Below are 13,839 nucleotides of genomic sequence, written 5' to 3' on the forward strand. Positions count from 1 at the left end.
ATGTATCAAATTTTAAATGCTATTGCGCATGGCGTGGTTGGAACTATCTTGATTGCGATCTGGTTTGTACCGCTCTTCAGGATAACTATATGTGATAACTTTGGAAATGAAATTAAAACGAAAAGGCTGCCATTAGCGTTCTTAATGTTACTAAAAAGTGTTTGGCCGAAAAGTAAGGTTTCATTTATTTGGAAAGGATATAAGAAGCATGGGAATCAGAGATAAGCCATTATTATAAAACCATAAATAGATACTATGTAGAATTAGAAAGGTGAAAATAAGAATATGGAACAAAAATATTACGCTGTTCTTATGCAAATCAATGTTGGAAAAAGTGTCTGGTTAGTCCAACAAAAAAATGGTCAATTAGCTTGGTCAGACGAAATCAGCGGTACAAGAGTTTTTAATAGTTTTGAGGAAGCTAGGGAAGCTGTTGAAAATCATTTTCTAGAGAATTTTAGATTTATTGGTTCATACAAAATTATAGAGTTCACTTATCAAGAATTGTTAGATTTTGAAATATTAACTGATGACTAAATAGTCCAAAATATCTTCATAGCTTACGTCGGGATTAATGTATTTCTTAGAACTATGCTTAACAAACTTTCCAAAGTAAAATAGTTTAAGAGGTTGTTTATCTTTTGATGCTTTTTCTAATATTTTCAGCTTTCCTTTAACTCCATGATGGCTAGCGAGGCTTTTGTTAATCGTTATAGTTGGATAATTAGAGTCTTGTTCAATTGTGCATAAACTATGGAATCTAACTAAAAAATAACTTTTTTCAGGGTTCTCTTTGTTGTCAATAGACTTTACTGTTGCAGTATCATAATAGATATGAACATCTTCTAGGTTTATTCCTCTTTGGTTTGCTTCTTTTAGATTGACAAAGTATCTTTCGAGTTGGATTTCTCTTTTATATTTATCATAGAATGTATACTTCTCTCCAGACTGGTATTCTAAAAAATAATTGACTAATTCTCTGAGTTGTTTCACATGGCTACGGAAAGTCCGCTTGTCCTCATCAGTACGAGAGGAATGAGAGCTCTGACGATGAATTTCATCTTTATTTGACTCAGAAGAAAAATTGGATTCGTCTTTCTGTCTAGGTTTAGTTATAGTAGCCAAGCTCCCTTTAACAAGGTCTAAGTCAATAATCAGTTTATTTTTCTCACGATAAAAAGAGATATGATTTTCAGACGTTACTTCTTGTTCCCTTTGTTGATAATGTTCAATCATACGTTGACAATTATTAGGGTCATGTTTTTGATTTCTTGCCCCAGGAGTAAAATAGGGAGTTTTATTAAAGTCTGGATTATTGAAGTTAGCTAAGGTTAATTTGAAGGAGCATTTTTCTCCACATTGAAATTTTTTGGCATCAGTTAAATGATTAGGAGTTCCGATTAGAGAACAGGAAAAATCAAAGGCTTCTTTTGGAGTTACGTGTTGTTTTAATTCTAAACTATAAGCAGATTGAAAAGACATAAATAATTACCTCACTAATAATTTTTATTTTATTTTATCATTATTTCACATAGAATAGAAAGGATAAATCTATCATGATAGAGACAGCAAAACGATGGATTGAAAAGATAAAATCTAGCCCAATTTTGAAACCATTTATTAAGATTAAAGTTTGGTTTCAAGAGAATATTATTAAGAGAAAACTAGTTATTTTCTCAATGTTGTTTGTGACCTGGTTGACCCTTTTGATGGGAGCAATTTTCTCGCCACAAAGACAAACTTATACTTCAGAACAACTCAAAACAAAGCAGATTTTTGCGAATGGCAGTGGTGAGATGAAACTGGTCAGCCAGGAATATTCACCAGATACTGGAATTATTGTTTTACAATTTGAGACGAAAGATGCTACGACTTCGATAGATCGGGGCATCGATGCCAAACGATTGAAATGGAAACTTTATGCGCAACATAAAGATTCAAAAATAGAAATGGATGTTGTCCCAATCATTGATAATAAAGTATCAGTTATTATTAAAGGAGTTCCGAAAAATTTTGGTGCATTTGCGATCGATGTGACAAATCAGACAGTCGCTTCTAGTTCAATTGATGTGAATATTTCATCGCCATCCAGTGATTCTAAAAAGGTTTCTCAGAAGAAATCTGAAGAAGATGACACTGTACAATTTTTTGTAACTCCTCAAAATACTCAGCTTGAAATTAAAGCTATTGAGGTTGTCTCCAGAGAAGAATTTACTCTTCAGGAAATAGAAAAAGAGATCAATTTCCAGAATGAACAGTCTCAAAAATTGACAACCTCAATTGCTCAATTAAAGGAATCAATTGAAGATGATAATTCACGAAAAGCGAGTCTTCAAGCGGAAGCAAAATATCTAACAGGTGATGATCTCGAAGCCAATCAAAAGAATATTGCTACGCTGGATACAAATATCGAAACGAAGAACAGAACTATTGAAACAGCTTATAAAAACATTGAGAAGTTAAAGGCTAAATTAGAGTCTTTGGATAAGAAAAAACAGGCAGTCAAAGATGGAACATTTGAATTTTCAAATCCTATTGAAACTGTAGAAATGAATTAAAAAAGTGAAACAAAGAGCGCATTTTCGATGATGAGCGAGTTTGTGTTTACCAACAAATAGCAGTCAAAAATCTCCTTAATTTTTGAATTAAGGGGATTTATTTTTTATGATTGTCCCTTTAAAAAATAATTTGAGATTTTCGGTTACAATTGGATTAATTAAATAAAAAGGAGAAGTAATCATGGCTAAAAATGATTTAACAAAAATTGATAATCAACTAGAAGAGGCAAAGAAAAAAGTTGCCCTTTTGGAAAAGGAACGTAAAGAAGCAGAAGAGAATCTTCAAAAACAAATTGGTAAAATCTATGTTCAAATTCAATTGAAGAAAAATAAAAATCAGTCGTATGAATCGATTTTTGAAGAGTTAAAAATGGAACTAGGTCTCATCAAAGAAGAGGAAAAAGAACAACGTTTAGCAGCGAAGAAAAATCGTGAAGAAGGCTCTCTTCCAGCTGAAAATCAGTCTTAATTTTTGAGTTTTGAACTTCTAAATAAAGTCAAAAATGGTGTATGTAAAAGTATGTAAAGAATAAAAACAGTGTAAGTATAACACCTATAAAGTGTGTAAAGGTAAGTATAGCTTGTGTGTGTAAGTAGGTGAAACCGAGAAAATTGATATCATTGGAAACGTTGATACTATCAACATATCACGGAACGTGATATCAGTTTCCCTTATGCTCTTTTCTACCACAACACACCTAAAAAGGACCTTAGTCCCTCTGTGTGTGTTAGTGTGTTGAAAAACCGCAAAAATAGAACCGTATCGGTTCGTGATGTTGCGAGGTTGAAGTTTTCTTTTTTGCTTCTTTTTGCTTTTGCTTCGACAAAAGAAAAAAGAAGTCCTGCTTTTGGGACAATAAATAATAAGATGGAGGATACAGATGGACATTCTCATTAGAGGATTAACACAGGAAGAGGTTAGCTATCTAAAAGCTCTAGCTAAGAAAAATAAAGCCAAGTCATTTAATGATTTTCTGCTCTCAATCTGTCGTGAAAAAATTGAGTATGGAAAATTTAATCGTGCTCAAGATTTGTATGTGGCTCATTTAGAAAATATGAAATTAGCTTCTGACCATGTTCTGAAACAAATGAAAAAACAGACAAGGATACTATCTGAATTTGAAGAAAAAATGGATCGTTATGGCAATCATATTTCACGTTGGTTAGAGTATGAAGGGGAGGTGGAAAGTGATGACTAAAAATTTTTTAATTAGAAATGTTCCTGATGATATGTTTGAACAACTTCAGGCTATTTCAAAAAAATATAACTATTCAAGTTTCAATGAGTTTATGTTATCGCAAATTCAAAATATCGTAATGAATGACGGATTGAATTTGTACAATAATCAATTTGCAGAAACATTATCTGATATCAAACAACAACAAAGTCAGATTTTAGAATTGATGTTGAAGAATGAAATTTCTCTTTCAGCTTTAAATGTTAAACAAGATATTGTAAACGAACTAACCACAAATTGGTTACATTTTATGGATGATGTATCAGCACTTGAAGCTGAACGACGGTCAGGTGGTGTTTGAAAATGAAGAAGAATAAATCACTGTTCATCATTCTCATTTTTCTTGCGATCTTTATCGTACAACCTAACAATTTTAATGCTATCAAATCTGGCTTGACACAAAATGATATCCCAAATCAATTGAACATAGCCGATTCAGCTGAAGAAAAAAATTCCAACTCAAATTTGAATCCTACTCTGAAAAATGATGATTTGAAATCGAAGGAGTATGATGAAAAAAATCAAGTGATTGTCGTCAATGAAAAATCACAATTTACAAAAGACGAATTGAGTTTAGAAAATGGCAGCTGGGAAAAATATTCTGATCTAGATTTTTTAAACCGTGTAGGAATTGCTGAAGCGATGTTGGGAAAAGAATTGATGCCAACAGAAGACAGAGAATCTATTTCATCTGTCACACCGACAGGGTGGAAAAATAAAAAAATAATTTTCAACGGGAAAGAAGATTATTTATATAATCGTTCTCACTTAATCGGTTTTCAATTAAGTGGAGAAAATGCGAATGCTAAAAATTTATTTACAGGTACACGTGCTTTAAATGCAAATTTTGAAGATGAACAATCATCAATGGTCTACTATGAAAATAAAATTGCTAACTACATAAAAAATACGAACCACCATGTTCGATATCGAGTAACTCCCATCTTTAGAAATGTGGAATTAGTTGCTAGAGGAGTTCGTATTGAGGCACAGAGTATTGAAGATGATGAGATCTCATTTGATGTATATATCTTTAATATTCAACCAGGATATAAAATCAATTATTTGACAGGATCATCTCAGAAAATTTGAGGAGGGAAAAATGAATCCAAGACTTAGCTTATATTTTAGCGAAGAAACACATGAAAAATTTAAGGAAATAAAATCCTACTTGAAAGAATCGTCTGCTTTGCAGAAACAGTATCGAAATAATTCAGCAACGCTTGTCACTTTGATTGAAGTTTTTTATAAACTCTTTATTGAATTAGGAGAAGGAAAAAATTTTTATGAGCGACTGACTCAGCTGGAAAAAAATTTTGGAGGTAGCTTTGATTCTGGAAATGACAACAAGGCAATTCATCGTCAACTTGATCAAATTCTCTATTTAACACTAACCAATTTTCATGCTATTACGAAAGATGATTTTGATGTTCAAGAATTGGAATCTATTCATTCACGATTGGATCCTACACAGCATGAATTAATGGCAAGAATCAACGATGTCATTCAAGAAGATATTGCACGTGGTCAAACAATCAAACATTCTCATTGAGGTACAGTAAATGGTAGATGTTGTTGAGATCTATTTAGAAACAGGAGATTTTCATGAAGCGGTGAGACAGTCAGGGTTGCCTACTCATATAGCTCATTTGAAATTGATTAAGAGTGGCTGTCTGAAAATTCAAGATAAAATTCAGTATGGTTCCAGGACGGCTAAACTCGGGGGGATGGCCGAGGAGCTTTTTCAAAAGTATGTTCCAGATGCAACGGATGCGAATAAGTATTTCAAGAAAAATAATCCAGTATATGATTTTTGGCTAGATGGTCTAACGATTGATGTAAAATATAGCTCATTGTATAAAAGGAAAAATGGGAACTCCCATCACTGGCAATTGAGGACAAAAGGAAATCAAGATTTTATTGTCGCCTTTTTAGAACGAGAAAGTGGTTCGGAGTTAGAAAAACCAAATATCTTATTGATTCCCATGCAATTCGTTGAAGAGCAAAAAGAATTACATATTTCTCAATCAGGACGGTGGATCAATGATTTTCAAGTTGAACCTGAAGAATTACAACCCTTATTAAAAGACTATGCTCTTTTAAGGGAAAATGGATTATTTTAATTCAAAGAGAGGAAAATAATGAACGTATCTTCTAGTCCAAGTATTACCTTCATGCTGCAATACACTGAAGCAAATAGTGGCTTTGTAGACTACACAAATAGAGACGAAGCTGTTGAGGTTGACAATGAATTAAATTTAGAAACACACAGACAAAATATCGAGTCTCTAACTGAAGATGAAATCCAAAAAATTCAAGCTGAAGTTCCAGAAACGAAACTAAATTTTCAGGAATACATTGATTATATGAATCGTTCTTATGCTACTGAAAATCAAAATGAAGAAATGACAGCGATTTTTACAAAAGAAGCCAATTACTTGCAGCGTAGCAAAGTAACTGAATTGAAAAGTAAGTTAGAACAGGCTTATCAAAATGGCTCTCTTTTATGGCAGGGTGTTATCTCTTTTGATAATGATTTTTTGGCCAAAGAGGGATTATATGATCTGGAAACTGGGAAAGTTGATCAGCAAGCTATCAAGTCGGTCATACGTGAAGCATTGCCGAGGTTGATTGAAAAAGAAGGCTTATCTGATTCATCATTTTGGTGGGCTAACATTCACTTGAATACGGATAATATTCATGTGCATTTTGGTTTATCTGAAGTTGAATCTGCAAGAGAAAAAATTTTCTATCGACCTCGTGGACGAATGGAATTTAGAGGGAACTTTTCCCAAAAAACCATTGAGCGTTTTAAAAGCGATGTTTTTCATGGGCTGTTGAATGAACAGACTAGAGGAATGATTGTTCGACGAGAACAAATCTTGGCCAATATCAGAAGTGAGTTGATCAATTCTGTATTTAGAGATCAGACGGTGCGTTCTTCAGCTGAAAAAAATTTTTTGGAGCAGGCTTACAACCATTTACCAATGGATAAAAAATGGCGCTATGGCTCAAATGCAAGAGATTTTGCAGTCAGTAAATTCTTCCTTGATCGCTATCTGGATTCCTATTTAGAAAATGATGGGAAAGAGCTCTATCAAGAATTTCTGAAAGAAACGAAGGACTTCCTAGAAACCTATAGAGGAGTTTATTCGGCTGGAAAAAAATCAACCTACGAGAAGATTCGAAAACTTGATGGTCGTGTTGAGAAAACACAACAGGAGGCTGCAGGCTATCATCTGCAGCAATTAATAGCGAATCGAGAGAAGGAGTTGAGAGAACGATTAGCAAATAAGATCTTGCACCTATTTCGTGAGAATGCTCCTGAAATAGCTGATGTTCGGCTGAAAAAAAATTTGGCCAATTTCTCAGTAAAGAATCAACAAATGATTTTAGAACAGGATCCCAATGCAAGTGTCATCAAAACACTAGATGCTTGGAAAAAACTGGGTTATGATTTGAAAGATGGGGCAAAACCTCTTGAAATCACAAAACCAGTCTATGCTGCTTATGATAAACACGGAACAGGTTTGGGACGTCCTGAATATGTTACGGAATTAGTTTATGATGTGAGTCAGATGAAAGAAGACTTGCTGGAGAAGCAACTTAGTTTACGAGACTTGTCGCTATTTTCTTCAGCTGATTTGAAAGAACTTGTAGAAGCAGCTAAAAAGAAAAGTGATCGATCATTAAAAGAGCGCCAGGAGCTAGGAACATTTCGCTATGCTTTAAAATTGAGTTTATTGGAAGAAAAGCAGAGTAGTCTATTAGTACGTAAAACTCTTTTTGATCAAATTCAACCACTTGAAACCGATAAGCCATTTGTTGAATTGAAAAAGAAAGAAATTCAACAAAGACTGAAGCTGACTGAATTGCAACTGACTCCAAATTATAAACTAGGTGAAGCAGACCAATCTCTAAAACAATCTCTTGCCAACCAGTTTGAAGATAGTGTTTCATTTTCAGTAGAAAAGGCTGATTCATTAACAATTCAAGCACCTATTAAACGTCTGAAGGGAGAATTAGCAGCAGTTCAACCTCTTCAAGATGAAGGAGTGCTAACTATTCTAAAGGGCTATCCTATTACGAAAGATGGCTATATAGAAGAGTTACAAACCCATATCTCAATTTTTCAGCTGAAACATCAGATTTACAGTCGAAACAAGGAAATTTCACAAACGACTGATCAAGCGACTATTCAAAAATTAAAACAGGCGAATGCGAAAGGATTTTCTGAGCTCAAATCACTCTATCAAAAATTATTGCCGGAGGAGGAAAGTAATCAGAAAAGTCAGCTAGCTCAAGCTGTTTCACATAAAATGCAAGAAAGGAAGAACCTGCAAAGAAAAAACGTCCAACAATCCCAAGGTAAAGCAATCATCAATACAGATTTTATGAGAAATTTGACAAACTCTCTTCAAAGGGCTCAACGTGCAAATAAAAAAGCCCTCATGGAACGTGAGAGAAGTGATGAGAGACAAGACCTGGAGGAGAAGGGACACAGTATATAAGAGTCATTGTAAAAGCAATGACTTTTTTTGTTGAAAATGGAAATCTATTGTCCCTTTAACTGTGATTTCTCGATTATTACATAGAATAGAAGGATAAAAAGGGAAAGGAGAAGAAAAATGAAGCTATTATTTCCAGATGTTGCAGTTGAAGACTTTGACTTTTCAGCTGAATGGTTAATTACGGCAATGAATGCCGATAATAAGCAAGTGCATTTTGAAGGTCAAGGAAGAAATTCTGATTTAGAAATGGTTCTAGATTTTAAGGAAAATTCTGAGCTATTTGAATCTTTTTCAGTAGGGGAATTGGTTCACTTAGATCCAGAATCATTTCTACAAGCAGAGAATGAGCCGTACAAACCACAGTATGAAGGATTTTAAGGAGATTTTATATGACAGAACAAGAATCAAGACGTGGTAAAAGTCGTAGAGAACGTGTTGAATTTGCACGTTCTAGAGATATTTTGGATGTTGCAAATGAGCTTCAGATGGAGCTGGTTCGCTCCGGACGAGACTATCGATGGAAAGAACATGATAGCCTAGTTATTTCACCTGATAAAAATTTATGGAAATGGTTCTCTAGAAATACAGGTGGAGATGCGATTTCTTTGGTTGAGACGATAAAGGAAGTAAGTTTTAACCAATCTGTAGATTTTTTAAATGATGGAAACTTTAAAGAGTTTCAACTGGTTGAAAGACCTCAAGAAGATTTTAAATACTATCTTGAGAAATACGAGCAGCCGTTTTCAGCTGGAAGAGATTATCTACGGAATCAACGTGGGCTATCAGACGAAACGATTGATTATTTTTTGGAACAGGGTGTTTTAGCCCAAGCTAACGCCAAACTTGACTACTTTGCGGAAGGCAATGATGGAGTTACAACAAATGCGATTGAGCCAGTTATTGTATTCAAGTCCCTTTCTTCTTCAGGTGAAGTTGTTGGAGCCTCTTTACAAGGAATCCAGGAGAATTGGGAGAAGTGGCCAAAACATGGATATGCTAAAGTGATTATGAAAAACTCCGATCCTATGACAGGTATTCATGTTGATATTGGCAGTCCAAAACGATTGATTTTCACTGAGAGTCCAATTGATTTAATGTCCTACTATGAATTGCACAAAGATAGTCTTCAGGACGTCAGATTAGTTTCTATGGATGGTTTGAAAGAATCTACTATAGGCCGTCATCTATCTCAAATTAAGGCTGAAATGTCAGGAAAAGCGCTAATATGGACACCTGAACAATTGGCAGATGGACTTCAAGTAGCTATTGATCATCACTTTTTTGAAGATGGGAAGAATGCCGATTTGATTACTCTAGCTTTAGATAATGATAAAGCAGGTAGAACATTCATTCAAGAATTAGAAGCAAAAGGAGCTGTTATCAATTCAGATCTACCAGAACTAAGACCAGGACAAGATAAAACTGACTGGAATGATGTTCTAAAGAATCAACAGGAAGACAAACCTGATAACAGTCGTCTTGCCCAGGCGCGTAGAAAATTGGAAAGACTAAGGGGTGAACAAGACGATGCTATTTCAAGAGCGTATTCCCACCAAGCGCTAACAAATGGGCAACCCATGAATGATAAGCGAGACGGTGCTAGCTTTATGCGTAAGCAAGAACAAATAGAAGGTCAAGTCTTCTCAAAGATGGATGAGATTAGACAACAGGAAGAGCTAGTAGAACGCCTGGAGCATCAACAACGTTTGAAAGAGATGGGATTGAATCGTCAGGGAAGTGGTCTGGAGATGAGTGTTCAAAATATACCTCGAATCCGTGAAGAGCTAGCGAAAGCTGAACGTGGGGAGTCGTTCTTTACTAAAGCTACTCTCAAACGCTATCGAGAAGAGTTGACTAGACTTGAAGCTATATCTGAACAAATGGGTAAAACGAGCATTCAGCCAGCAGCTCAAGCCTTAATTGATGAGGACCTAGTGAATCAGTGGCAAAAACAACCAAATACTTATTTTGTAAAAGGGTTACGAAGAGTTGCCCTGGAGTTGACTGAAGAAGGAGAGTTTCAATTATCTTCACAAACCAAGTATCATCCGAAAACAGATGAAGAAAGACTGAAGGTGGATGAATTGCTTGCCAAACAAGCGCAAGGAAATGCTGGAGTAAAACAGATGATAGAGGAAGAGCGAAGCTCAGTACCTCCAGAGTTATTTGTAGCCTTTGATTTTACAGAAAATCCAAATCTGTCTCAGAAATTCTCATCAGGAGATGTGATTCCATATAAGGATTTTATAGCTCAATTGTATGAAGAGAATAATTTGAGAATGCTTAGTCTGGGATATGATAAAACTTATTTTGCGTTGCAAGATGAGGAGGGGAATCGTCTGACAGATGATTTACGATATGACATTGGTAGTGAAAAAAATGATCTTTCAACACAATTGGGAGAAGTTCTTCCAAGCTCTTACTTAGAACAGGCACAAAAGGCAGATCATGACTATCAGTCTCAGATTTCAGCTGAGGAAAATATTCAATTAGAGTTAGTTGAATCAGAAGAAAAAGAAAAGTCCCTTGATAATTATCAAGAGACTAACACTGGGGGCGAACTATTAAATCGCAATTCCAGTTCTTTAGGAGTAGAAACTCCAGGGACAGCACCGCAGCCCGTTGAGAAAAATTCTCAACCTGATTTTCCTGCCAATGTTCGTCTTCATTTTACCATCGATGAGGATCGAATGTCAAATAAAAAATTCAGAAAAAACATGCGGACGTTAAATCTATATGCAAACGCAATGAGGGACTCGGCTCAATGGTATTTAAAAGAAATGTCAGGGACAAGTATCCATTATGTTTATAAGAATCCAGAAGAAAAGCAATTCCAAATTCTAAATGTTAAATTTGACAAGAAAAATTGGATGCACTTAACCGGAGTAACACCTGTATATAATGAGTGGGTAGAACATTTGTCTGAGTCATTCGTTGAAGATGTTGCAGCTGGGAAAGGGCATTTCAAAGATTTAAAATTTGCGAATGGAATGTCGGATAAACTAAAAGTTTTGAACTTATTACCTGAGGTGATAGAGTCAGACTCCTTTGTGTTTAACGATCTTTCATCTGTAAAGAAATTTAATAATCTGGATCTTTCAAAAGCAATTAGACCAGAAGATACTGATTTGCTATTATTATTCAAAGAAAAGGAATTTACTCATGTCCCTGCATCTTTAATGAGGGTGAAAGGTGATTTAAGTAAACAACTGGAAGATATAGATAAAGGTACAATTCTCGGTGTCTACAGAGAAAGAGATGGTCACATTGAGCAACTGTCAATCAATGAGGAATATGTTAAAGATGGTGGCGAGGAAATGTTATCTGTCTTAAAAAATAAGCAGTATGAAGAGATTCCTAAAGAATCTGAACCACTAGCTCCAGTAAATACGATGTATAAAACTTCACTTGATTCGGTTACGTTCACTCAAGTCTTAGATACTGTCTATAATTTAGGTGTACCAGGTGATATTTCAAAGACTCCAGAAGAATTTCATCAAGCCTGGAATCAGTATCTTGACTATGCAAAACAGTATAATGGTAAATTTGATCAGATTGTTGCAGCTGCTGGAGAAGATAATCTCCTAGATATAAATACAGACTTCTATAAAGAATGGCAGCAAGATCATATCTATAAGGAAAACTACCATGTACGCCTTCAATGGTCTGAGGAGCGGCCAGAAGGCCCTATATTGACCTTTAAAGAAACAGAACTGATATCTTATCAAGATTTTGTTAGAGAGCTATACAAGGCCAATCAGGACTTTTATCCAATTCATCAAGAAGGAATGAAACAAGTAACAGCGGGCAATACTGAAGGCTATGTCCCTCCTGCCAAAATTAAGTTTGATATTTATGCTCCAGGTGGTGAAGTGATTAAAGAGGGAATTCGATATGATGTTGGAGATGAGACTAAACCAATTTCACAAATGTTAGGGTTAGGATATCGTCGACTCAACGGTCAATCTATACTAGCATCGATGGATGAAGAAATTCTTTCTCAGCTGGAAAATAAAGAGGTGAATAAGGAAATTTCCCAGGAAGCAAATGAATCGTCTCAATTGACGGAAGAGGGAGAAGGTCAAACTATTGATACAAGAGAAACGATGGCTTTTCAATCTTCTAAGCAAGAAACTAAAAATAATTTGCTTCAGCGTGTAGAGGAGATTCTGAAAGAGAAACCTATTTCAGATTTGGAGACTCCTGAAGTAAACTCAAGTAGTATTGATTATGCTACTTTAACGCCTCATGAATTGAGTGAGGTTGCTTTCCAAAAAGTGAGAGAGTACACAGAAACACCAGAACGGTTAGAAGAGTATCTGAATTTCATGAGTAAGTTTCCAGAACTTTCTCCTAGAAATGTCGCTTTGATTCAGGAACAGTGGCCAGGAGCAAGTGCAGTCGCAACCTATAATCAATGGCAATCGATGGGGGAAGTTCTTGGAATTACTTCAGATCAGGTATTTGAAACTAGAAATACCTATACCAATAAAAAAACAGGTCGAACAAGAGAAGTTGTCCATAACAATCTTTCGGTTAAGACTGGAGAAAAATCACATATTACCTTGTTTAGACCTATGATGGTTGAAATGATTCCTGTATTGGATGAAAATGGGAACCAGGTAAAAAATGGAAAAGGCAATCCAAAATATAAAAGACTTTCTGAAGCGACACCTGAAGAAAAGGCGTTAAAGAAAGAAGGAAAATTGAAATCTCGCTTCTTCCAGGAAAGAGATTCAAACACAGGCTTAGCTAAATTCGCTACGTATAAAGTATTTGAGTTGTCTCAAACAACCTTGAAACCTGAATTTTATCCCAAAGCGATGCCAAATCGTCACTATGACTTTAATATGGATCATATTCGTACAAAAGAGGTACTTGAAGGGCTTTCAGACTATGCTAAGGGTATTGGGGTAACAATCTATCAAGACGATGCAAAAGAGTTGAGAAGTGCGAAAGGAGCTTTTTATCCAGATGAACAAAAGATACTTTTGAATCCAGATAATACTCCTGGGGAAGTCGTTGCAACCACTATTCACGAGTTAGCGCATGCTAGTCTACATAATCCTAAATTTGCTAACTCGTATAAGGAGGATGTCTCAAAAGATCGTAGAGAGCTTGAAGCTGAGATGACAAGTTATCTCGTTTCTAAGCATTTTGGCTTAGATACCTCTGAGAAAGCCATTCGCTATATGGCAATTTGGACTGATAATTTGACATCTCTTGATGATCAACAACTAGCGCAATCTATGAAACGGATTCATGGAACAGTATCTAAGATTATAAAAAGTGTTGAACAACATACAAAACCTTACCAGTTAAACAGACAGGTGGTACAGAACCAAAATTTTATCCAAAGCCCAAAGAAGGGGCTTAAAGTCTAGAAAGAGTGCTCTTTTTGAGCCTCTTTTTTGTGTAAAAAGTTATATAACTTTTTGTGTTATTCTTTGATATGAACTCGTTCTACTCTTCGTCAATGTCCCTTTACAAAATATTTTTTAATTATAGCTTACAATGACAGAAAATGAAGTA

Annotated in this window: 13 protein-coding genes; 12 read left to right on the forward strand and 1 reads right to left on the reverse strand. The window is 35.2% G+C overall.

The genetic code is table 11. The features are described from left to right. Entirely contained in the window at window positions 1-225 is a 225-nt protein-coding gene (locus tag M1R56_RS02955) for a hypothetical protein (RefSeq protein ID WP_000284341.1), read from the forward strand. A 60-nt stretch (window positions 226-285) separates the two neighbouring features. Next, window positions 286-537, forward strand: coding sequence for a hypothetical protein (locus M1R56_RS02960; RefSeq protein ID WP_000436118.1), 252 nt, complete (start codon window positions 286-288; stop codon window positions 535-537). Here M1R56_RS02960 and M1R56_RS02965 read toward each other — a convergent pair. Then, entirely contained in the window at window positions 523-1,482 is a 960-nt protein-coding gene (locus M1R56_RS02965; RefSeq protein ID WP_248034548.1) for a hypothetical protein, read from the reverse strand. The genes M1R56_RS02960 and M1R56_RS02965 overlap by 15 nt on opposite strands. Before the next feature lie 74 nt (window positions 1,483-1,556). On the opposite strand from M1R56_RS02965, the gene M1R56_RS02970 reads away from it, so the two are divergent. The 10 genes from M1R56_RS02970 (at window position 1,557) to M1R56_RS03015 (ending at window position 13,691) form a co-directional block, all read left to right on the forward strand. Continuing rightward, window positions 1,557-2,558, forward strand: a complete 1,002-nt coding sequence (locus tag M1R56_RS02970) for a hypothetical protein (RefSeq protein WP_000573156.1) — start codon at window positions 1,557-1,559, stop codon at window positions 2,556-2,558. Between the two features lie 181 nt (window positions 2,559-2,739). Beyond that, window positions 2,740-3,027, forward strand: coding sequence for a hypothetical protein (locus M1R56_RS02975; RefSeq protein ID WP_001096995.1), 288 nt, complete (start codon window positions 2,740-2,742; stop codon window positions 3,025-3,027). A gap of 412 nt (window positions 3,028-3,439) precedes the next feature. After that, entirely contained in the window at window positions 3,440-3,757 is a 318-nt protein-coding gene (locus tag M1R56_RS02980) for a hypothetical protein (RefSeq protein WP_000353213.1), read from the forward strand. Continuing rightward, window positions 3,750-4,097 (forward strand): hypothetical protein, encoded by a 348-nt coding sequence (locus M1R56_RS02985; RefSeq protein WP_248034549.1) that lies wholly within the window; start codon window positions 3,750-3,752, stop codon window positions 4,095-4,097. Before M1R56_RS02980 ends, M1R56_RS02985 begins: the two co-directional genes overlap by 8 nt. 2 nt (window positions 4,098-4,099) lie before the next feature. Beyond that, window positions 4,100-4,888 carry a DNA/RNA non-specific endonuclease gene (locus tag M1R56_RS02990; RefSeq protein ID WP_248034550.1) on the forward strand — a complete coding sequence of 263 codons (789 nt, stop codon included), beginning with the start codon at window positions 4,100-4,102 and terminating at the stop codon, window positions 4,886-4,888. Between the two features lie 10 nt (window positions 4,889-4,898). Further along, entirely contained in the window at window positions 4,899-5,348 is a 450-nt protein-coding gene (locus M1R56_RS02995; protein ID WP_248034551.1) for a hypothetical protein, read from the forward strand. 10 nt (window positions 5,349-5,358) lie between these two features. Continuing rightward, complete coding sequence (locus M1R56_RS03000) at window positions 5,359-5,919, forward strand: hypothetical protein (RefSeq protein ID WP_248034552.1); 561 nt, start codon at window positions 5,359-5,361, stop codon at window positions 5,917-5,919. A gap of 18 nt (window positions 5,920-5,937) precedes the next feature. Continuing rightward, window positions 5,938-8,307 carry a MobP2 family relaxase gene (gene mobP2, locus M1R56_RS03005; protein ID WP_248034553.1) on the forward strand — a complete coding sequence of 790 codons (2,370 nt, stop codon included), beginning with the start codon at window positions 5,938-5,940 and terminating at the stop codon, window positions 8,305-8,307. Window positions 8,308-8,424: 117 nt separating this feature from the next. Further along, window positions 8,425-8,685, forward strand: coding sequence for a hypothetical protein (locus M1R56_RS03010; RefSeq protein WP_084850881.1), 261 nt, complete (start codon window positions 8,425-8,427; stop codon window positions 8,683-8,685). Window positions 8,686-8,696: 11 nt separating this feature from the next. Beyond that, window positions 8,697-13,691 (forward strand): LPD25 domain-containing protein, encoded by a 4,995-nt coding sequence (locus tag M1R56_RS03015; RefSeq protein ID WP_248034554.1) that lies wholly within the window; start codon window positions 8,697-8,699, stop codon window positions 13,689-13,691. Window positions 13,692-13,839 lie beyond the last annotated feature (148 nt).

The organism is Streptococcus sp. oral taxon 431, from assembly GCF_023115445.1.
Classification (GTDB): domain Bacteria; phylum Bacillota; class Bacilli; order Lactobacillales; family Streptococcaceae; genus Streptococcus.

Excerpts from the sequence above, each read along its gene's own strand:
- M1R56_RS02960 (WP_000436118.1), top strand. The coding sequence starts at position 286 with ATGGAACAAAAATATTACGCTGTTCTTATGCAAATCAATGTTGGAAAA.
- M1R56_RS03010 (WP_084850881.1), top strand. The coding sequence starts at position 8,425 with ATGAAGCTATTATTTCCAGATGTTGCAGTTGAAGACTTTGACTTTTCA.
- M1R56_RS02970 (WP_000573156.1), top strand. The coding sequence starts at position 1,557 with ATGATAGAGACAGCAAAACGATGGATTGAAAAGATAAAATCTAGCCCA.
- M1R56_RS02980 (WP_000353213.1), top strand. The coding sequence starts at position 3,440 with ATGGACATTCTCATTAGAGGATTAACACAGGAAGAGGTTAGCTATCTA.
- M1R56_RS02985 (WP_248034549.1), top strand. The coding sequence starts at position 3,750 with ATGACTAAAAATTTTTTAATTAGAAATGTTCCTGATGATATGTTTGAA.
- mobP2 (WP_248034553.1), top strand. The coding sequence starts at position 5,938 with ATGAACGTATCTTCTAGTCCAAGTATTACCTTCATGCTGCAATACACT.
- M1R56_RS02990 (WP_248034550.1), top strand. The coding sequence starts at position 4,100 with ATGAAGAAGAATAAATCACTGTTCATCATTCTCATTTTTCTTGCGATC.
- M1R56_RS03015 (WP_248034554.1), top strand. The coding sequence starts at position 8,697 with ATGACAGAACAAGAATCAAGACGTGGTAAAAGTCGTAGAGAACGTGTT.
- M1R56_RS02995 (WP_248034551.1), top strand. The coding sequence starts at position 4,899 with ATGAATCCAAGACTTAGCTTATATTTTAGCGAAGAAACACATGAAAAA.
- M1R56_RS02965 (WP_248034548.1), bottom strand. The coding sequence starts at position 1,482 with ATGTCTTTTCAATCTGCTTATAGTTTAGAATTAAAACAACACGTAACT.
- M1R56_RS02955 (WP_000284341.1), top strand. The coding sequence starts at position 1 with ATGTATCAAATTTTAAATGCTATTGCGCATGGCGTGGTTGGAACTATC.
- M1R56_RS03000 (WP_248034552.1), top strand. The coding sequence starts at position 5,359 with ATGGTAGATGTTGTTGAGATCTATTTAGAAACAGGAGATTTTCATGAA.
- M1R56_RS02975 (WP_001096995.1), top strand. The coding sequence starts at position 2,740 with ATGGCTAAAAATGATTTAACAAAAATTGATAATCAACTAGAAGAGGCA.